The sequence below is a fragment of the Segatella copri genome (assembly GCF_019249765.2).
GTDB lineage: Bacteria > Bacteroidota > Bacteroidia > Bacteroidales > Bacteroidaceae > Prevotella > Prevotella copri_K.
The window spans coordinates 2,263,109-2,285,000 of the sequence record NZ_CP152484.1; the positions used below are offsets into that span (position 1 = coordinate 2,263,109).

The 21,892-nt window shown below is 42.3% G+C and carries 19 protein-coding genes (1 of these 19 only partly in view); 2 read left to right on the plus strand and 17 right to left on the minus strand.

All coding sequences use genetic code 11. The features are described from left to right. Nucleotides 1–42 precede the first annotated feature (42 nt). The 10 genes from mutL to lptB form a co-directional block, all read right to left on the minus strand. Nucleotides 43–1,914, minus strand: a complete 1,872-nt coding sequence (gene mutL, locus KUA46_RS09840) for a DNA mismatch repair endonuclease MutL (protein WP_119229605.1) — start codon at nt 1,912–1,914, stop codon at nt 43–45. A 42-nt stretch (nt 1,915–1,956) separates the two neighbouring features. Beyond that, the gene (locus KUA46_RS09845) at nt 1,957–3,612 is read right to left on the minus strand and encodes an OstA-like protein (protein ID WP_217326014.1); all 1,656 of its coding nucleotides are present in this window, start codon (nt 3,610–3,612) and stop codon (nt 1,957–1,959) included. Beyond that, nucleotides 3,609–5,063 (minus strand): peptidylprolyl isomerase, encoded by a 1,455-nt coding sequence (locus tag KUA46_RS09850; protein ID WP_217326013.1) that lies wholly within the window; start codon nt 5,061–5,063, stop codon nt 3,609–3,611. Before KUA46_RS09850 ends, KUA46_RS09845 begins: the two co-directional genes overlap by 4 nt. Nucleotides 5,064–5,082: 19 nt before the next feature. After that, the gene (locus tag KUA46_RS09855) at nt 5,083–6,069 is read right to left on the minus strand and encodes a peptidylprolyl isomerase (protein WP_153091331.1); all 987 of its coding nucleotides are present in this window, start codon (nt 6,067–6,069) and stop codon (nt 5,083–5,085) included. A 14-nt stretch (nt 6,070–6,083) separates the two neighbouring features. Continuing rightward, a complete protein-coding gene (gene guaB, locus KUA46_RS09860; protein WP_153091329.1) occupies nt 6,084–7,568 on the minus strand; it encodes an IMP dehydrogenase in 1,485 nt (494 codons plus the stop codon). A gap of 103 nt (nt 7,569–7,671) precedes the next feature. Further along, a complete protein-coding gene (recQ, locus tag KUA46_RS09865; protein ID WP_218487585.1) occupies nt 7,672–9,852 on the minus strand; it encodes a DNA helicase RecQ in 2,181 nt (726 codons plus the stop codon). A 76-nt stretch (nt 9,853–9,928) separates the two neighbouring features. Then, complete coding sequence (clpX, locus tag KUA46_RS09870) at nt 9,929–11,158, minus strand: ATP-dependent Clp protease ATP-binding subunit ClpX (protein ID WP_153091327.1); 1,230 nt, start codon at nt 11,156–11,158, stop codon at nt 9,929–9,931. 65 nt (nt 11,159–11,223) lie between these two features. Next, entirely contained in the window at nt 11,224–11,886 is a 663-nt protein-coding gene (gene clpP / locus KUA46_RS09875) for an ATP-dependent Clp endopeptidase proteolytic subunit ClpP (RefSeq protein ID WP_006848346.1), read from the minus strand. Between the two features lie 134 nt (nt 11,887–12,020). Further along, complete coding sequence (gene tig / locus KUA46_RS09880) at nt 12,021–13,379, minus strand: trigger factor (protein WP_153091325.1); 1,359 nt, start codon at nt 13,377–13,379, stop codon at nt 12,021–12,023. Between the two features lie 132 nt (nt 13,380–13,511). Then, nucleotides 13,512–14,336 carry an LPS export ABC transporter ATP-binding protein gene (lptB, locus tag KUA46_RS09885; protein WP_022121319.1) on the minus strand — a complete coding sequence of 275 codons (825 nt, stop codon included), beginning with the start codon at nt 14,334–14,336 and terminating at the stop codon, nt 13,512–13,514. A 133-nt stretch (nt 14,337–14,469) separates the two neighbouring features. On the opposite strand from lptB, the gene KUA46_RS09890 reads away from it, so the two are divergent. Continuing rightward, entirely contained in the window at nt 14,470–15,216 is a 747-nt protein-coding gene (locus KUA46_RS09890) for an MlaE family ABC transporter permease (protein ID WP_006848350.1), read from the plus strand. A 3-nt stretch (nt 15,217–15,219) separates the two neighbouring features. Further along, entirely contained in the window at nt 15,220–15,993 is a 774-nt protein-coding gene (locus tag KUA46_RS09895) for an ABC transporter ATP-binding protein (RefSeq protein WP_153091323.1), read from the plus strand. A 69-nt stretch (nt 15,994–16,062) separates the two neighbouring features. On the opposite strand, the gene KUA46_RS09900 is transcribed toward KUA46_RS09895, so the two are convergent. The 7 genes from KUA46_RS09900 to KUA46_RS09930 all read right to left on the minus strand — a co-directional run. Continuing rightward, entirely contained in the window at nt 16,063–16,461 is a 399-nt protein-coding gene (locus KUA46_RS09900; RefSeq protein WP_153091321.1) for a hypothetical protein, read from the minus strand. Nucleotides 16,462–16,500: 39 nt separating this feature from the next. Continuing rightward, a complete protein-coding gene (gene der / locus KUA46_RS09905) occupies nt 16,501–17,814 on the minus strand; it encodes a ribosome biogenesis GTPase Der (RefSeq protein WP_022121316.1) in 1,314 nt (437 codons plus the stop codon). Between the two features lie 221 nt (nt 17,815–18,035). Then, the gene (gene era / locus KUA46_RS09910) at nt 18,036–18,917 is read right to left on the minus strand and encodes a GTPase Era (protein WP_006848354.1); all 882 of its coding nucleotides are present in this window, start codon (nt 18,915–18,917) and stop codon (nt 18,036–18,038) included. Nucleotides 18,918–19,064: 147 nt separating this feature from the next. Continuing rightward, complete coding sequence (locus tag KUA46_RS09915; protein WP_006848355.1) at nt 19,065–20,078, minus strand: beta-ketoacyl-ACP synthase III; 1,014 nt, start codon at nt 20,076–20,078, stop codon at nt 19,065–19,067. After that, nucleotides 20,078–20,263: a 50S ribosomal protein L32 gene (gene rpmF, locus KUA46_RS09920; protein ID WP_006848356.1), complete on the minus strand. Its 186-nt coding sequence runs from the start codon at nt 20,261–20,263 to the stop codon at nt 20,078–20,080. The genes KUA46_RS09915 and rpmF overlap by 1 nt, the downstream gene beginning before the upstream one ends. 29 nt (nt 20,264–20,292) lie before the next feature. Further along, nucleotides 20,293–20,811, minus strand: a complete 519-nt coding sequence (locus KUA46_RS09925; RefSeq protein ID WP_119229608.1) for a YceD family protein — start codon at nt 20,809–20,811, stop codon at nt 20,293–20,295. 104 nt (nt 20,812–20,915) lie between these two features. Next, nucleotides 20,916–21,892, minus strand: the 3' portion of a protein-coding gene (locus KUA46_RS09930) for a sensor histidine kinase (protein WP_153139935.1). It continues 190 nt past the right edge of the window; 977 of the gene's 1,167 nt are visible here — the last part of the coding sequence; its start codon lies off the right edge, out of view; the stop codon is at nt 20,916–20,918.

Sequence of the window (21,892 nt, forward strand, 5' to 3'; positions counted from 1 at the left end):
TTTCGTTAACTTTTTTAAGAAAAACGGGATTTTTCCTCGCTTTTAACCTAAAAGATGCTCAATTTCCTGCTGACGGAGGATACAAAGTACCGACTTTCCGTCGGGCGTATAATTGACATTCTGGCAGGCAAAAAGATCATTCACCAGCCCCTCCATCTCTTCATTACTCAATATCTGCCCCTGAGGTATTGCAGCCTGGCGAGCCAGACTCAAAGCCAAAGTCTGATTGATTTCATCAATGGCTGATACGCCCTTTTCTACTGCAGAAGAAACCATGTCCTGTACCAGTTTAAGAGGATTCAATCCTTCAAGTCCGCCAGGAACTGAATTAACGGCATAGCTTCCGCCTCCAAGATCTTCCAGTTCAAAGCCCATCGATTCCATTTCAGGCAGGATCTTTTCAAAGATTACCTTCTCTGACATCGGGAACTGCACAACCTCAGGAAAGAGGACTTTCTGTGAATGAAAGGTCCGGTCAGCCAACTGGCGCAAATACTGTTCGAACAAGACACGCACATGGGCACGATGCTGGTCGATAATCATCAATCCCGATTTTACCGCAGTCATGATATACTTACCTTTATACTGATAATGGGCTGGCGATTTCTCTGCAATGATACTGTCTGGCGTATTATCCTGACTAGAATCATCGGAAAACACCATGGTCTGCTCCATCCCCTGCACATCATCCTGATCTTTGAGTCCTTCATAAAGCTGTTCCCATTTTTCATCCACCTGAGGTTTCGACTTAGGAACAGAGAAGCCTGCTCCCATAGGGACTGCTCCCGTGGAAGAGGAAGACTTGAACGGATTATAACCAGGATTCAAACTGATCTTCGGTGCCGCAGCAGCCGTACTCATCTCAGGATTGTAAACAGGGATGTCCGGTTTATCCTCGGTATCGAAATCAATGGTAGGTACATCATTGAACATACCGATGGACTCCTTGACCGAAGCCGAGAGGATTTGCCAGATAGCCTGCTCATTCTCGAATTTGATTTCAGTCTTCGTAGGATGGATATTCACATCAATATCCTTCGGGTCTACATCAAAATACAGAAAGTAAGGCACCTGTTCACCCTGAGGAACCAGACGGTCATAAGCTGCCATCACAGCCTTATTGAAATAAGGATGTTTCATGTATCTCCCGTTGACAAAGAAGAACTGATGCACACCTTTCTTTCTGGCAGATTCCGGTTTGCCCACAAATCCAGACACCTTACACATAGTGGTTTCTACATTTACCGGCAGGAGTTCCTGATTGAAACGCTTGCCGAAGACATCGAGAATGCGCTGACGCAAATTAGCGGCACGCAAATTGAATACTTCGGTACCATTGCTATGTAAAGTAAAGGTGATTTGAGGATTTACCAATGCAATCCGCTCGAAAGCCGTCAGAATATTGTTCAACTCTGTAGAATTGGACTTCAGGAACTTTCTTCGCGCGGGTACATTATAAAAGATATTGCTGACAGAGAAGATGCTTCCCACAGCACAGGAGCATGGCTCCTGTTTCTCATATCGGGAACCAGAAATCTGTATCAGGGTTCCTATCTCGTCGGTAGCCTGTCGTGACTTCAGTTCTACCTGAGCCACAGCAGCTATTGATGCCAAAGCTTCGCCACGGAAGCCCATGGTGCGAAGAGCAAACAAATCATCAGCCTTACGGATTTTGGAAGTAGAATGACGTTCGAAAGCCAAACGAGCATCGGTTTCAGACATACCTTTTCCATCATCTATCACCTGGATGTTGGTACGGCCAGCATCGGTAACCGTGACATGGATATTCCTGGCACCCGCATCGACTGCATTTTCGACCAGCTCCTTGATAACTGAAGCCGGACGCTGTATAACCTCACCTGCTGCTATCTGATTGGCAACAGAATCGGGTAAAAGTTGAATAATATCACTCATCTCTAAATATTAATCATATAAGAAAATGATGCTTCATTATAATCAGTCAGTCAGTTTCTGAAGTGGAGCTTCATGACGCTTAATTTTCTTGAGTTCGGAGCCCTTGGATTTACCACGCCATACAAAGATATCATTCTTATCTTTAGGACGCAAGTCCTCGAACCAGGCAAAATTGTTAAGTTTATATTTTGCCGGCGGAATCTGCGTCATAGGATACATGGTAGACGTAAACTTATTGGTCCAGATTTTCTCCATCTTCCTGCCCGGTCCCATATACATGCGCATGGTATCGGTCTCCAGATAATTCAAGCCAATGAGCGAACTGTCCTTATCATCCGTCATATAATAGATGGTCTGCACATTACCGATAGACTCTCCTTGTTTAATCTCACCTTTTTCAAAGTAAGATTTCATCTCAGAAGAGCTGATCTGATTGAAATGAACACTATCCGGCATCTGCTCTACAGACAGTGCCTGTCCGATGACATGGGCAAAACGAACGGTAGAGTCGTTCATGAAGACCAGAATCTTCTCGCCCAGCAACTGACGGTTTCCATTCCAGACGATAGGATCCTTATACATGGTCATGCAAGAATCCTGAGAATTGAAAACCAAGGAATCGCAGATGGCCTGCATATCCAGACGATAGGCACGGACCTTAGGATAAGCATGCACCTTACGGTACACCGAATCGGTATTGATATGGAAGGTATTGATACGCATGGTATCAGAATGAACCCAAAGGGTATCTTTCTGCGAATAGTCGATTGCTACAGGATTGCGGGTGGCAAAGCCATTACCGGTTTTCTCGTTGTAACGCAGATAATTGCAAGTAAGGGAATTTTTATTTTTCTTGTCTACATAAACCACATTGCCATATCCGGTACTCTCCCCATCCTTTACATAATAGAGCGTATCACCCGTAAGCGTCTTGTCTTTATCCATAACCGTAGAACGGCCGTAAAGCTGTGCTCTATCGGTCTTGGTATCATAATATCCGTCTTCTGTCTTGACAACACTTGCACCGGAAACAATCTTAGAAGGTCCTACCATGTGAGCCTTTGACTTACGGACATCGTAATACAAAGTATCGGTGGTAACAACATCCTTGCCGCTGCGCAACTTGACATTATAGACAAACTTAGCCTCACGCGTTTCGGTATGATACTCACCCCAATCGGCAACCAGCTTATCCTTACCATCAATCAGCGTTCCGCCGTCAAAGAAGTTTGCCATATTATACAAGCGGTCGAAATCCAAGCTATCAGTACGCAAAGTCTGCCGACGATGATGCAAGACCACATTCTTGCGTGCTCTCATCATCTGCATCTGCCCATCATACTCTGCTCTATCACAAGTGAGTGACAAGGTGTCTCCCTGCCGGTAATGAACATGTCCGAAAGCTTTCACGGAATTAGAAGCCTGATAGAAATACGCGCTGTCACAGGTAAGATGACTGCCCTGATGCAAGAAAGAGACCTTACCTTTCAATATTTGGGCATCAGGATTATTACCGAACATATCATAGTACAATTCATCTGCATGCAAAAGATATACGCGGTCACCATGAGGGCGTTTTCTGGCATGCTTCTTTGGAGCCTGCATGGCTTGCATCAGACAAAACCCAAACAGGCATAGAACCATAACCGATATGATTCTATGCCCTCTGATATGATTATTTAATCTTTTATTTATCATTTAATCCAACCTTGATATTCAAACTTACAATCCTTATAGCGATCGTTCATACGAACATAAGTGTGCTTGATTTTATTGACTACCCAATCGTGCAAGGTCTGGGCACGCTCCTTAGCCAACACTACATCCTTCATCACCTGAAAATCTTCGGTAATAGTAGCTCTATGTCCGTCAACACGACTTACCAGTTTTACCAGAGCACAAGTGGTTTTACCCTTGGAATTCACCATCGTGAAAGGTGCAGAAACCTCACCTACCTTCATTGTATCTACCGTACGGGCAACCTCGGTAGGCAGATCCTTCATCTGGAAGCGGGAAGTTCTTGACTGGTCAGGAGTAACATTGGCCATCAAACCCTTGTTGTTGCGGGTATCCTTATCATCAGACAATGCTTCAACAGCCTGCTCAAAGGTAAACTTAGCGGCACGGATATCATTACCGATAGAATCCAGACGGCCAATAGACTTATCAATAGCATCTTGAGAAACCTGAGGCTTGAGCAGGATATGGCGACACTTAATCTTATCACCACGCTTATCAATCAACTGGATGATATGATAACCAAACTCAGACTCAACAATCTTTGAGATTTTCTTAGGATCGGTAAGATTGAATGCTACATTTGCAAACGCAGGATCCAACATACCTCTACCGATATAATCCATCTCGCCACCCATACGGGCTGAACCCGGATCCTCAGAATAAAGACGAGCCAAAGTAGCAAAAGAAGTCTCACCCTTATTCACACGGTCAGTAAACTCACGCAACTGATTTTTCACACGGTTAATCTCCTCAAGAGGAATACGTGGCTGCATGGTAAGAATCTCAACCTCTACCTCTGTAGGAACAAAAGGGATACTGTCGGCAGGTAAATCCTTAAAGTATTTACGTACCTGAGCTGGAGACACCTTGATATCCTTCACCAGTTCCTGCTTCATCTTCTGAATCAGCTGTTGGTTTTTGAAATCATCATGCATCTGCTGGCGCATCTGGGTGATACTTTGCTTGCGATACTCCTCCAGTTTTTCACGAGAACCAATCATGGAAACCCAACTGTTGATCTGTTCGTCGATACCATTCATGACTTCTGACTCAGATACTTCGATACTATCGATAGCTGCCTGATGGAGAAACAGTTTCTGAACGGCAATCTGCTCAGGAATAGAACAGTCTGGGTCACCAGTATATTTAATACCTTCAGCCTCAGCCTGCAAACGGGTTACCTCGACGTCTGACTTCAGGATAGCCTCATCGCCGACAACCCAAATTACCTCATCAACCACACTACCCTCATTGATTTTCTGAGAATCGGCAGCAGCTTGTTGCTTGATATTTGCAGAATCAGCCTCATGAGCCAAAGCACTACGGCTTGCTCTTGTTGCACTAGCACTTATTCCTACTATCATCAGCAGGGCTATAAATGCCATTGTCATTTTATATCCAGTATTCATGTATTGTTTCTATAATATATTAATGTATATTGAGAGTGGTCAACATGCTATGGAAAACCACCACCTTATATTTCTTCTTCAATTGTGCGACCCATTGTTTCTCTAACGAGTCTTGATAGTCAGCAAGTACCACATCCGGGTATTCGCCATTCCGGGGCAGATTAACCTTCATCTTCTTCAGGCGCTTCATTTCCCATTTGTATTTTTTCTTATTCTTGGCATAGAAGGCAGCCAGACCTTTTTTATCAGCAGCAGCCTTATCCCAAATATTACGCTGGCAGATTTCATTCAGCAAAAGGTTTTCTACTTCCTCCTGCTGCTGGTAGGTTCCCCGCCAATTTTCTACCTTAGCATCAGCAAAATATTTTTTCTGATTACCATCATCATGTTTATCCAGCAACTTGACGATATGATAACCAAACTCAGACATAAACGGTCTACTAATCTCACCCTTTCGCAGAGAGAAAGCTACTTTTTCAAAAGCCTGCACAGTCTGACCTTTTGTAAACCATGCCAAAGTCCCCCCATTGACCGCAGACCCGTTATCATCAGAACACTTTTTTGCCAGGTCTGCAAAATCTGCACCTTTACAAAGAGCCTGATAAATAGAATCGATTCTTCTTTCCACCACCTCCTGTTCCTGGTAAGATGCTTTCTGTCCCAATCTCAAGAGGATATGTGCAACATGAACACTGCCTTTATCGGGCATCAACTCGCATGACTCGACATCATCATATCGTTTCAACACACGCCTGATATTAGGCAAAGTATCGAGATGAGCCTCCTTAGCAGCTTGCACTTTCAGCTTATAATCAACAAAGCCATCGGTAAACACCTTGACACTTTTAGAATCAACCGTATTTCCCAAATGATTTTTCTGATAAAAGTACTCAAATTCCGACTTCTTGACAGATTGACCATCAATAATCATAACAATTGGGTCGGTATGAGCAAAAGCAATGCTCCCCGAAAGGAGCATTGCCGCTATAAGTGCATAAAACTTCATATTTCCTAATTATATTATTCAGGACGGCTATAGTTAGGAGCCTCACTAGTGATAGTGATATCATGTGGATGACTCTCCAACACACCTGCATTTGTGATACGAGCGAACTTGGCATTGTGCAAGTTCTCGATGGTAGCAGCACCGCAATATCCCATACCAGAACGCAAACCACCAATCAGCTGGTAGATGACCTCCTGGACAGTTCCCTTGTAAGGCACACGACCAGCAATACCCTCTGGAACCAATTTCTTGACATCCTTGGTATCACCCTGGAAGTAACGGTCCTTAGAACCATTCTTCTGTTCCATAGCCTCCAAAGAACCCATACCACGATAGCTCTTAAACTTACGGCCATTGAAGATAATGGTATCACCAGGACTCTCCTCAGTACCTGCAACCAAAGAACCGATCATGACGCAGCTACCACCGGCAGCCAAAGCCTTCACTACATCACCTGAGTAACGAAGACCGCCATCAGCTATCAAAGGCACACCAGTACCCTTAAGAGCAGAATATACATCATAAACAGCACTCAACTGTGGAACGCCAACACCGGCAACCACACGAGTAGTACAGATAGAACCAGGACCGATACCTACCTTAACACCATCAGCACCATTCTCTACCAAATACTTGGCAGCCTCACCAGTAGCCACATTACCTACCACAACATCTACCTGTGGGAAGGCAGCCTTAACTTGCTTGAGTTTCTCAACTACACCCTTAGAGTGACCATGAGCAGTATCGATAACGATAGCATCAGCACCAGCCTCAACCAAAGCCTTGGCACGATCCAATGTATCTACAGTAACACCCACACCGGCAGCCACACGAAGACGTCCCTTGGCATCCTTGCAAGCCATAGGTTTGTCCTTAGCCTTTGTGATGTCCTTGTAAGTAATCAAACCTACCAGGTGATTCTCGTTGTCAACTACAGGGAGTTTCTCAATCTTATTCTCCTGCAGGATGGCAGCAGCAGCAACCAAGTCGGTCTGGATGTGAGTGGTAACCAAATTCTTGCTAGTCATTACCTCATCAATCTTCTTGTCCATGTGGCGCTCAAAACGAAGATCACGGTTGGTAACAATACCTACAAGATGATTTTCATCATCTACCACAGGAATACCACCGATATGATAATCATGCATCATATCAAGAGCATCCTTCACTGTACTGCCACGACGGATGGTGACAGGGTCATAAATCATACCATTCTCAGCACGCTTCACAATAGCAACCTGACGAGCTTGCTCCTCAATGGTCATGTTCTTGTGAATTACACCGATACCACCTTCACGAGCGATAGCTATCGCCATTGAAGCCTCGGTAACGGTGTCCATCGCTGCTGTAACGAATGGAACGTTCAACTCGATGTTACGAGAGAACTTGGTTTTCAACTCTACCTGTTTTGGTAGTACCTCTGAATACGCAGGGATAAGAAGGACGTCGTCGTAAGTGAGACCGTCCATTACAATTTTATCTGCAACAAATGATGACATATTGTAACCTTTAAAAATTTATTGCGTGCAAATTTAGCAATAATTTCTCAGATAGAGTTCGCTTTTCACGAAAATCTTACCTTATTAATGCTATTTAACGTGATTAGTTGGCTTGTTCGGACAAAAACTTGATTCTGACGAGTCGAATTTCGTCTTCATTGTAGTCTTCACCCAATTCATCTTGAGCCGCATTCAAATCATCAGTATCGCTCTCCATGAAGTAATCGTAGATGTCATCTACATGGTCATCATCCACAACTTTCTCTATGAAATAATCGATATTCAGCTTGGTACCGCTGTAAACGATTGCCTCTATTTCGTCAAGCAATTCTGAGAAATCCAAACCTTTTGCTTCTGCCAAATCATCAAGATCTATCTGGCGGTCTATGCTCTGAATGATGCTTACCTTCAAGACTGATTTCTTGGCAACTGTCCTGACACGTAATTCCTCAGGACGCTCTATCAGATTCTCTTCACAATACTGATTGATCAATTTACAGAACTCCTTACCATACCTCTTTGCCTTACCGGCTCCAACTCCCTGTATGTTCTGCAATTCCTGCATATCTACAGGATACATCGTTGCCATCTGTTCCAGAGAAATATCCTGGAAAATAACATAAGGCGGCAATTTATGCTTCTTTGCTACTGTCTTACGCAAGTCTTTCAACATGGAGAAAAGTGTCTGATCCAAAGCACCTGTATTATGCTCGCTCAGAGGCGCTCCATCAAAATCATCAGAGAATTCCTTATCGGCAACGATCATGAATGATTCAGGATTCTTAATGAAACGCTTACCCGCAGCTGTCAACTTCAAAAGGCCATAGTTCTCTACATCTTTCTTGAGATAACCGGCTATCAACGCCTGACGGATAACAGGATTCCAAACTTTAGCATCCATATCTTCTCCTGCTCCAAACTCCTCCAGTTCATCATGCTTGTGAGAAACGATATCATCAGTAGCACGTCCCTTAACAAAATCGATGATATATTCCTGGCGGAAATTCTCCTTCACCGCAGCAACAGACTCCAAAACAACGAGCAGCGCATCCTTAGCCTCGAATTTTTCTGTAGGATGCAGGCAGTTGTCGCAGTTATGGCAGTTTTCTTCATGATATTCCTCACCAAAATAATGAAGCAACATTTTTCTGCGACAGACAGACGATTCTGCATAGGCAGCCGTTTCCTGCAACAACTGTCTGCCGATATCCTGTTCTGCTACAGGTTTGTTCTCCATAAACTTCTCCAGTTTTCTGAGGTCTTTACGGGCATAGAAGGCGATACAGATGCCCTCACCGCCATCACGGCCAGCTCTACCCGTTTCCTGATAATAACCTTCCAAGCTCTTGGGTATATCATAATGAATAACAAAACGGACATCAGGTTTATCGATACCCATTCCGAAGGCGATAGTAGCAACAATGACATCAATACGCTCCATCAGAAAATCATCCTGGGTTTGAGAACGGGTAGCCGAATCAAGACCGGCATGATAAGGAGCTGCTTTGATTTCATTGGCTTTCAATACCTCTGCCAATTCCTCTACTTTCTTACGGGAGAGACAATAGATAATACCACTCTTTCCTTTGTGTTGACGAATAAACATGATGATCTGACGATCGATATCCTTGTTCTTCGGGCGCACCTCATAATACAAGTTAGGGCGGTTAAAAGAACTCTTGAATTCTTTGGCATCCATGATGCCTAAGTTTTTCTTGATATCAGTACGTACCTTATCTGTTGCAGTAGCTGTAAGCGCTATCACAGGTGCAACACCTATTTCGTTAATAATAGGGCGAATACGACGATACTCTGGTCTGAAATCGTGTCCCCACTCAGAGATACAGTGAGCCTCATCAATGGCATAGAACGAAATCTTTACTGTTTTAAGGAACTCAACATTATCTTCTTTCGTCAAAGATTCAGGTGCAACATACAGGAGTTTGGTCGTACCATTGAGAATATCATTCTTCACCTTCTCAATAGCCGACTTATTCAATGATGAATTGAGATAATGAGCCACGCCATCACTTTCACTCAAACCATTAATAACATCTACCTGGTTCTTCATCAAAGCAATCAGAGGAGAAATCACAATAGCTGTGCCCTCCATAATGAGCGAAGGCAACTGGTAACACAAACTCTTACCGCCACCTGTAGGCATCAACACAAAAGTATCATTGCCACTCATCAAATTTCTGATGATTGCCTCTTGATCACCCTTAAACGAATCGAAGCCGAAATAATGCTTCAACTGTCCTGTAAGATTAACCTGTTCTGTCATATCCACCTATTATTATATTATATATGTCTATATATACGATTAAATAGCATTCAATTGGGCGAAAAGCCCAACTGATTTATGCTGTTTCCAACTGTCCGAGATGAGATTTATCCAACTGTTGCTTGGTATACTCCAGCGTAACAGTGAATGATTTAACCTTCTCTGATGGAATCTCAAACATAGCATCCATCATCACAGCTTCAACAATTGAACGAAGTCCGCGAGCACCCAATTTATACTCTACCGCCTTATCTACGATATAATCGAGTGCTTCCTCATCAAACTCCAACTTGATGCCATCCATCTCAAACAATTTCTGATACTGCTTGACAATTGAATTCTTAGGTTCAACCAAGATTTTGCGCAAAGCCTCCCTATCCAACGGATTGAGATAAGTAAGCACAGGCAAACGGCCGATAATTTCAGGTATCAAGCCAAAAGACTTCAAATCCTGTGGAAGGATATACTGCATCAAATCCTTCTTATCTATCTTAGCTACATTCTGAACCGAATTATAGCCTACTACGTGCGTATTCATACGCTGAGCTATTTTACGCTCAATACCATCAAAAGCACCACCACAGATAAACAGGATATTCTTGGTATCTACATGGATATAATCCTGATCAGGATGCTTGCGTCCACCCTTAGGCGGAACATTAACCATGGTACCTTCCAAGAGTTTCAACAATCCCTGCTGTACACCTTCGCCACTCACATCACGCGTGATAGAAGGATTATCGCTCTTGCGGGCTATCTTATCAATCTCATCAATGAACACAATGCCCCTTTCTGCTGCAGCCACATCATAATCAGCAACCTGCAACAGACGCGACAAGATGCTTTCAACGTCTTCACCCACATAACCTGCTTCAGTAAATACAGTGGCATCAACAATGGTGAAAGGAACATCCAACATCTTAGCTATTGTACGCGCCAACAAGGTTTTACCTGTACCGGTACTACCAACCATGATGATATTACTCTTTTCGATTTCTACACCATCTTCATCCTTTGGCTGCTGCAAACGCTTGTAGTGGTTATATACAGCGACAGCCAAATTGCGCTTAGCCTGATCCTGACCGATGATATATTCATCCAGGTATTTTTTGATCTCTACAGGCTTTGGCACCTCTTTGAGAACAAACTTACCCTCCCCAGCTTTAGGAGCTAAGACCCCTGTAGACTGTATAATTTCATAAGCCTGCTTAGCACAATCTTCGCAAATGAAGCCATTGATACCCGTGATGAGTAATCTGACTTCATTTTCTGATCTTCCACAGAAGCTACATACTTTCTTTGGCATATTATAATTATTATCTCTTCTTGCGCACCTTATTATATATACGCATATTTACTTAAAACAATTCGTTATTTACGAACCAACACATTATCTATCATTCCATATTCCTTGGCTTCTTCAGCTGTCATCCAATAATTACGGTCGCTATCAGCATAAACCTTATCATAAGGAGTATGAGAATGGTCAGAAATGATAGTATACAATTCCTTCTTCATCTTCAAGATTTCGCGAGCCTCAATCTCAATATCAGAAGCCTGACCCTGAACGCCACCTAATGGCTGGTGAATCATGACACGGCTATGAGGCAAAGCAGAACGCTTACCCTCCTGACCAGAAACAAGCAGCACGGCAGCCATAGAAGCAGCCATACCTGTACAGATAGTAGCTACATCGCTAGAGATAAACTGCATGGTATCATAAATACCCAAACCGGCAGTAACGCTACCACCAGGACTATTCAAATAGATAGAAATATCTTTGCCACTATCTACAGAATCCAGATACAGCAATTGCGCCTGCAATGTATTTGCGGTGTAGTCATCAATCTGTGTACCCAGGAAGATGATACGGTCCATCATTAAGCGAGAGAATACATCCATCTGAGTAACGTTCAGCTGACGCTCCTCCAAGATGTAAGGGTTCATATACTGAGCCTGTGCCTTAATAACATCATCAAGCACCATACCATTCATACCAAGATGCTTGGTTGCATATTTTCTAAAATCGTTCATATCTATATAGTATTTTACGTCTTAAACCATACGAAAAAAGAGGTTATCGACCCTTATTTCTCGTTCGGTGGAACAAAGATAATAAAAAAAGTCGATAACCTCGTATTTATTTGAAGTTTTTTTTCAAAAAAATGTTATTCCTGCATCATCTTGTTGAAATCTTCTACAGAAATCTCCTTTTCGTTGAGTTTTACAGCTGTTTTCAGAGCTGCAGCCAACTTACGATCGATAGAGCGATCTACAAGTGCATCTGTAGCGTCACCCTTCTTGAGGATTTCCTTAGCATAGTTCTCAATGTACTCCTCAGGAATGTTGTTCATACCATACTGAGCGAACTGAGCACGAGCTGCCTCCTTAGCTGTCTCCATCAGGTCATTGTCATCAACCTTGATATTCTGAGCCTTGATAAGCTGCTCCTTGATAAGATGCCATGTCAACTCCTTGATGCTCTCAGCATAGTTCTTCTCTACGAACTCCTCGCCCTTATCCTTGTTGTTAGCCAACATGATACGTTTCAAGAGTGCATCTGGGAACTGCAATTCACCTACCTTCTTCTCGCAATGCTCGCGAACGTCGAGAATGAACTTATAATCTGAGTCGTTAACGAGCTGTGCCTTCAAGCCCTCTGCAATCTTAGCACGGAAAGCAGCCTCGTCCTTCACGTCAGTATCCTCACCGAGAACCTGCTTAAAGAGCTCTTCGTTGATTTCATGCTTCTTGAAACGCTGGATTTCTGTAATCTGGAAGCTGAACTCTGACTCCAAGTTCTTAACAGCTTCACGCTCAATCTTCAGGAGTGAAGAAACCTCTGTATCGTTCTCTGGATAAGCCTTCTTAGGGTTGAATGTGATTACATCACCGAGCTTAGCATCGTTGAAGAGATTCTTCTGCTCGTCAACCTTGATGTAGCTAGGCATCAGGATAGCACCCTCTACAGTGATACCACCTTCCTTGGTATTGCCATTTTCATCAAGCTCACGCAAGTCACCCTTCAAAAGGTCATTCTCCTCGTACTTCTCAGCCTTCTCATAGCTACCTGCACGCTGAGCGTACATATCAATCTGCTGATCGAGAATCTTATCATCAACTGTGATGTTATAATAATCAACCTTGTCGCGACCATTGAGAGTTACCTTGAACTCTGGAGCAACAGCGATATCAAACATAAATGTGAAAGAAGTACCATTCTCCAAGTCAGCTGGCTCCTGCTTCTCTGATGGGAGAGGCTCACCGAGCATCTGGATATTGTTGTCCTGTACATACTTGTAAATCTGCTGACCAACGAGCTTGTTGATAGCTTCCATTTTTACAGATGGACCGAACTGACGCTTAATCATACCCATAGGAGCCTGACCAGGACGGAAACCTGGAACATTAGCCTTCTTACGATAATCTTTCAATGTCTTCTCGACATCATTCTTGTAATCTTCCTCTTCGACAACGAGGGTCAAAAGACCATTAATCTTGTCAGGATTTTCAAATGAAATTTTCATCTTGATATTTGTTATTTTATTATTGTTAATATTTTCTTTAATTCTACAGTTTTCGTGTATAACCGCAATTGGCTTGCAAAATTACACATTTTTAATGGATATACCTAATATATAAGAGAAAAAAATGATTTTTTAACCATCAGTCGCTGCTTCTTTGGCTCTTTTTTGCTCATCTATGAGCTGAAAGTCCTTCTTTCTGAGCACAAAACTGTTACTCAGATACTTTTCGCGCACAATCTTATTCTCTGCCAATTCCTCCGGTTTGCCTTGAAAAAGAATCTTACCTTCGAACAGCAGATAGGCTCTGTCTGTAATGGTCAGAGTCTCCTGTACATTATGGTCGGTAATCAAAATACCGATATTGCGATACTTCAACTGCCATACAATATGCTGAATATCTTCTACCGCAATAGGGTCAACACCAGCAAATGGCTCATCGAGCATGATAAACTTAGGGTCTATAGCCAGGCAACGGGCAATCTCTGTACGGCGGCGCTCACCTCCAGAAAGCTGGTCACCCTTATTCTTACGAACCTTATTGAGACGAAACTCGCTAATAAGACTCTCTAATTTCTGCAACTGATAACTACGTGGTTTTCCTGTCATTTCCAAAACTGAAAGTATATTGTCCTCAACACTCATCTTGCGGAAAACACTGGCCTCCTGAGGCAGGTATCCGATTCCCGCACGGGCACGTTTGTATACAGGAAAATCAGTAATTTCCTGATCTCCCAGAAAGACATGTCCCTCATTAGGCACAACAAGTCCAGTTGTCATATAGAAAGAAGTTGTCTTACCAGCACCATTAGGTCCCAGTAATCCCACAATTTCTCCTTGCTTCACATTGATAGAAACTCCATTGGCAACCGTTCGTTTACCATAGCGCTTCACCAATCCCTCTGTTCGCAAAACCAGAGAATTCTGATTTTGCTGTTCGTTATTGTTAATTTCGTCCATAATTAGCTAATTTGGCTGCAAAAATACTAAAAATAAAGGAAATATCGCTTATAAAATCAAAAACTATTCATAATATTGCAGTTTTTTAGAGGATTTTGGTTAATTTTGCAGCAAAATTCAGTTTTATAATAGCATGTTAATAGAAAAATGGCTTACCACCTTCGGTAAATATCTCATATTGATGGGACGTTCTTTTTCCCGTCCTGAGCGCATGCGCATGTTCTTGAAACAATACATCAAGGAGATGTCGCAATTGGGTATTGACTCTATTGGTATCGTTTTACTGATATCCTTCTTCATTGGAGCAGTTATCTGCATCCAGATGAAATTGAACATTCAGAGTCCATGGATGCCACGATGGGTTTCAGGTTACACCACTCGAGAAATCATGCTTTTGGAGTTCTCATCAAGTATCATGTGTCTGATTCTCGCAGGTAAAGTGGGTTCTAATATCGCTTCGGAGTTGGGAACAATGCGTGTCACCCAACAGATTGATGCCCTTGATATCATGGGAGTGAACTCTGCATGTTACCTCATTCTGCCTAAAATTCTCGGTTTGGTTACCATCATGCCATTCCTGGTTATCTTCAGTTCTGGCATGGGTATTATCGGCGCCTACGGAACAGCGTATATTGGGCATATCCTACCACCAGATGATCTGACACTTGGCTTGCAACATTCATTTAACCAATGGTTTGTATGGATGAGCATTATCAAGAGTCTTTTCTTTGCATTCATCATTTCCAGCGTATCTTCTTATTTCGGTTATACCGTAGAAGGTGGATCTGTTGAGGTTGGAAAATCGTCAACCGATGCTGTTGTCTGTTCTAGTGTTTTGATTCTGTTTTCAGATGTTTTCCTCACTCAAATTCTCTCGTAAACTATGATAGAAGTAAGAAATCTCACCAAGTCGTTTGGCGACAAGGTTGTATTAGACAATATAAACGTCACCTTTGAAACAGGAAAGACTAATTTGATAATCGGACAGAGCGGTTCCGGAAAGACCGTACTCATGAAGAATCTCGTAGGATTACTTCAGCCTACAAGTGGCAAAGTTCTCTACGATGACCGTGACTTCACCCAGATGTCGAAAAAAGAAAAAGTTCTGATGCGCCGCGAGATGGGAATGATTTTCCAAAGCGCAGCCCTGTTCGACTCTTTGAATGTACTTGAGAATGTCATGTTCCCACTTGATATGTTCTCTACTATGAATTACAGGGAACGCGTAAAACGGGCCCAGGAATGCCTTGACCGCGTCAATCTGATAGAGGCTCAGCAGAAATATCCTGGAGAAATCTCGGGTGGTATGCAGAAACGAGTAGCTATTGCACGTGCCATCGTAATGAATCCAAAATACTTGTTCTGCGATGAGCCAAACTCAGGTTTGGATCCAAAGACCTCACTTGTGATAGATGAACTGCTTTCAGGCATCACCAAAGACTATAATATGACTACCATCATCAACACCCATGACATGAATTCGGTGATGGGCATTGGTGAAAACATCTGCTTTATCTACCAAGGTCATAAAGAATGGCAAGGCAACAAAGATGAAGTGATGACCTCAACAAACGAGAAACTCAACGATTTAGTCTTTGCTTCCGATCTCTTCCGCAAAGTAAAGGAGGTGGAGCTGGAAGAAGCTAAAAACAAATAAAACAGTATCGTTCAAAAAAAGCCATCAGCCCAGAAACTGGCTGATGGCTTTTTTATTACAAAATAAATACTATCTCATTTTCCAGGCATCCTTTACCTCTACCATAGGTACCACAATCTGTTCTTTAGTACTGTCACCATACACCACTTGCAAAAAAACATCAGCAACATGATGCGCTGTATCAGCTTTTGCATTCAGAACATTCACCTTAACCATACCTTTATGTTCATCTTGCTGCTGCTCAACAAACATTTTGGCATTCATCAGCAATTGATCCTGATAGCCATTTGGCAACCGATAAGGTTGATTGTAACCATCTACAAACTCCTTATACTTGCCCTCTAAAAGCAAATCATAATATCCCTTGGCTGCAATACCTGCAAGATAGCCAGGATCAGATTTTTCCTCCCTACAGGAAGAAAAAAACAATCCCATCACGAATATCATAAAAATCAAAAGTTTCTTCATTTTTATACACTTTGATTCTGCATTCTTCGCTTCATTTATTTACTTCTGACGAATGAAGACGTTGATAGGACAGCCATGTAATGACCAGTTCTCACGAATCTTATTCTCCAGGAAACGGCGATAGTTCTCCTTGACATACTGAGGCAAGTTTGCATAGAACACAAACGAAGGAATCGTTGTATTAGGCAACTGGGTGCAATACTTAATTTTGATATACTTACCCTTTATGCTCTGTGGAGGATATGCCTCGATAATAGGCAACATCACCTCATTCAACTTAGAAGTTCCAATATGAGCCTTACGGTTCTGGTAAACTTCCTTGGCTGTTTCCAATACTCGGAAAATACGCTGCTTAGTCAAGGCTGAAGCAAAGATGATAGGAAAGTCTACGAATGGAGCCATACGCTTACGGATTGCATTTTCAAAAGTATCAATTACCTTCTGATTCTTCTCCTCAACCAAATCCCATTTGTTTACTACAACCACCAGACTCTTGTTGTTCTTCTGAATCAACTGGAAGATGTTCATATCCTGGGTTTCGATACCACGGGTAGCATCAAGCATCAGGATGCAGACATCACTATTCTCGATGGCACGGATAGAACGCATCACAGAATAGAATTCCAAGTCTTCGCTTACCTTGTTCTTACGACGGATACCGGCTGTATCAACCAGGTAAAAATCGAAACCAAACTTATCGTATCTGGTATAGATACTATCACGTGTAGTACCAGCAATTTCTGTCACGATATTACGATCCTCACCAATAAAAGCATTGATAATGCTACTCTTACCAGCATTCGGACGACCAACTACCGCAAAACGAGGAATATCTTCTTCGATTACCTCCTCAGGATTGTCCTGAAGTTTGTCCAGAATCATATCAAGCAAATCACCAGTACCACCACCTGTAGCTGCACTGATACACTGGGGATCCCCCAAGCCTAACTTGTAGAACTCAGCAGCCTGATAATACTCTGCGCTGTTATCAACCTTGTTAGCAACAAGGATAACAGGCAATTTGGCACGACGCAAAATAAGCGCCACGTCCTCATCCCAATCAGTAAGGCCCGTGTTAACGTCTACCAGAAAGAGAACCAGGTCAGCCTCTTCTGTAGCAACAAGCACCTGCTTGCGGATAGCATCTTCAAAAATATCATCAGATTTTACAACCCAACCACCGGTATCAACAACAGAAAATTCCCTACCATTCCAACTGCACTTACCATACTGACGGTCACGAGTCGTACCGGCAGTATCACTAACGATAGCGCGACGTGATTGAGTCAAACGATTAAATAAAGTAGACTTACCCACATTAGGGCGTCCTACAATAGCTACTAAATTTGCCATAAACAGTCATTATCCTCCTTCCTTTTAGGAGGTATTCAAGGATGTGGTCTCTGCATCCAAGTTAATAATTTGCCGAAGCTGACCTTGCTCCGGCCCTCGCTCTTTTGGCGAGAGTCACTCCCTCGATTACATTCAGGGAGGAGTTATTTTAGTTGATAGTTTACAGTTGATAGTTTATAGTTATTAAGGGCGTCTTTAAACTATTAGCTCTTAACTATCAATTATTCCGGATTATATCCAAAGGCATCAAGTTCTCGCTGAGAGCTGCGCCAATCCTTATCAACTTTTACGAAAGTCTCCAAGAAGATTTTCTTGTCGAAGAACTTTTCCAAAGCCTTACGACTCTCGGTATTCACCTTTTTCAATGCGATACCCTGGTGCCCGATGATGATACCCTTTTGGGAATCACGTTCAACATAAATCACCGCATTAATGTGGATACGTTTTTCATCTTCCTTAAATCGCTCCACTCTTACCTCTACAGAATAAGGTATTTCCTTATCATAATAGAGCAAAATCTTTTCTCGGATAATCTCTGAAACGAAGAAACGGGCAGGCTTGTCTGTCAGCTGATCCTTATCAAAGAAAGCAGGAGATTCCGGCAAGAGTTCCTTAATGCGCTTCAAGAGCATATCCGTTCCGAATTTATTCTTCGCTGAGATAGGAAGAATCTCTGCATTAGGCAACAAAGAGTGCCATTTTTCAACAATATCACCCAACTTCTTCGGATCACTCTGATCAATCTTGTTGATGAGCAAGAGTACAGGAATCTGCATTTTCTTAACCTTTTCCAAGAATTCCATGTTCTTTTCAGGGTTTTCTATCACATCAGTCACATAAAGCAGCACATCAGCATCCGCCAATGCACTCTCAGAGAAGGCAAGCATCATCTCCTGCATCTTGTAATTAGGTTTCAAAACACCAGGAGTATCAGAAAATACAATCTGCATATCATCAGTATTCACAATACCCATGATACGATGACGGGTTGTCTGAGCCTTAAAAGTTGCAATACTAATACGTTCACCCACCAATTGATTCATCAAGGTACTTTTTCCCACATTAGGGTTACCTACTATATTAACGAAACCAGCTTTATGCATAAAAAATTGAATTTAGCAAAATTTTACTATCAAGAAGTTAAGCCTCTATTGTTTTTAAGCTAAAGAAACGCATCCTTACTTATTTATAGAGAAATAAGAAAGATGCGTTTCCTTATATAGATTATTATTCTATCCTATTTTTATAGATTACTTTCCGTAAGCAGCGCCATCATACGCCCACTTATAGAAAGAAGCGCCATGTACAAATCCTGCACCAAATGCTGTGAAGATGACGTTATCGCCCTTCTTCAATTGGCTTTCAGCATCCCAGAGTGCCAATGGAATTGTTGCTGCACTAGTATTTCCATAATGATCGATGTTTACAACCACCTTATCAAGTGGAATTCCAGCACGCTTGGTTACTGCCTCGATAATACGGAGATTAGCCTCGTGAGGAATTACCCAGTTCACATCATCAGCCTTCAGATTGTTCATTTCCATGATCTTCATCACGTCGTTGCTCATATCTGTTACTGCGTAACGGAATACAGTACGACCTTCCTGATAAAGATAGTGCAGGCGATGATCAACTGTAAAATGTGAAGGAGGGCAAACAGAACCACCAGCCTTCATGTGAAGGAAAGGCAAACCTTGTCCATCTGTACGAAGGTATGAGTTCTGAACTCCAACGTTCTCCTCTTCAGTTGCCTCCACCAAAACCGCACCTGCACCATCTCCGAAGAGAACGCAAGTAGCACGGTCAGTGTAATCTACCAGTGAAGACATCTTGTCAGCACCAATCACAATAATCTTCTTGTATCTACCACTCTGAATCATGCTTGCAGCAACATCAAGGGTATACAAGAATCCACAGCAAGCAGCAGAGAAGTCAAATGCAAAAGCATTCTTCAAACCCAGCTTGCCGAGGACGATAGATGCTGTAGAAGGGAACTTATAGTCAGGTGTCGTGGTTGTTACAATCAATGCATCGATTGTATCTGGATCCACGCCAGTCTTCTGAATCAACTGCTTGGCAGCTTTACGTGCCAGATAGCTGGTTCCAAGACCTTCCTCTGTAAGGATGCGGCGCTCTTTGATACCCACACGGGTGGTAATCCACTCATCTGTAGTATCTACCATGCGAGATAACTCCTCATTGTTGAGGATATAGTCTGGCACGTAGCCACCGACACCTGTAATTACAGCATTAATCTTACCCATTATTCAGCTGCTTCCTTAACGATTGCAACCTTACCACGATAGTAACCGCAAGTAGGGCAAACAGTGTGGTATACATAGTATGCACCACAGTTAGGGCAAACTGCCAATGTAGGAGCTACTGCCTTATCATGAGTTCTTCTCTTAAGTGTACGTGTCTTTGACTGTCTTCTTTTAGGATGTGCCATAATTTTTTAAATGTTTAAAATTTTAATTTTTATTTTTTCAATTTCAATAGAGCTTCCCAGCGTGGATCTACAGTTTCCTCTTCTTCCTCACCGCTTCGGGCGGCAGAATGCTCATTGAGCTTTTCAATCATAGCAGGGTTGCATTTTCCAGGTGCATGCACATGCTTGATGGGAATATTGAGATCTATAAATTCATAGATAAACCAAGCGACATCGAGCATTCCTTCGTTCTCGGCCACAGTCACCAGTTCATCATCCTCTGAGTACTCTTCTCCGAATTTTACGACAAGTCTGTCATCAGTCTCAATGGTTTGGTCCATATCGTCCAGACAGATGTCGCATGGTATGTGAACCACTCCCTCTGTATGAAAATTGAGTTCGAAGAAGTCGTCCGTCCTATTGATAGACAGACTACTTGACAACTCGCCTCTCTGAACATCAGGAGCATCGATTGCCTCAAAATATTCATTGGTAAGCTTAAATTCCTTTTCGGTTATCCCTTGAGGTAAAGCTTTCAAATCAATCTTAAAAGAATCTATGTTACACATATTCAATATATACTATATTATTTCGGGCTGCAAAGTTACAAATAATTTTTGAGATAAAATAATTTTTTATGTAAAAATCACTAAAATCACTCATTATTAATTGATTATTCTTTCTTTAACTCGATTCTGAAGGTGGTTCCATGCCCAATTTCTGTACTTTTTACCCATATTTTACCATGATGGTATTCTTCTACGATTCGTTTAGCTAGTGATAAACCTAAGCCCCAGCCTCGCTTTTTGGTAGTAAAACCGGGACGGAATACATTCTTCAAATCCTTTTTTCTTATACCATTTCCTGTATCTGAAACTTCTATAATAGCTTTATCATCTGTTTCTTCCACATGGAGCGTAATCTGTCCACCATTTGCTCCCATAGCATCAACAGCATTCTTCGACAGATTTTCTACCACCCATTCAAAGAGAGAAGCATTCATCTTAACGATAACATCCTGTTCAGGTATTTCCTTCACCATTTTAACTTTCTTCGATGTTCGACGATCCATGTAGTCTATAACATGATTCATCACTTCGTTCAAACTTGCAGGAACAGGTTCTGGCAGGGCACCTATCTTTGAGAAACGGTCTGCTATCAGTTGCAAACGCTGGATATCCTTGTTCATTTCAGGAATGAGTTCGTCATCCGGATAATTCATCTTCAGAATTTCAATCCAAGCCATCAGACTGGAAATTGGAGTACCCAACTGATGAGCAGTTTCTTTAGACAACCCCACCCACACCTTATTCTGTTCCGCTCTTTTAGAAGTAAGCAAAGCAAAGATGGCAATAACCACAAAGAGCATAACTACCCCCAACTGAATATAAGGATAAGCTGACAGACGTCGTATCATGAGGGATTCATCATAGCAAACCTGAATATAGTCATGCGTTGAATCATCTAGTTCAATTTTAATATTCTTGCCTTGTTTCAAGAGCCGCTGACCGATGGCAGAAGCATAAGCAAGGGAATCTGCATAATCTTTCCCTTCCACATCAACATTACGAAAAGTCTGAGCATGGTTTTCAGAATCCATTACGATAACCGGAATGGAATTATTTTCATTGATAACCTTCAATACCAAGT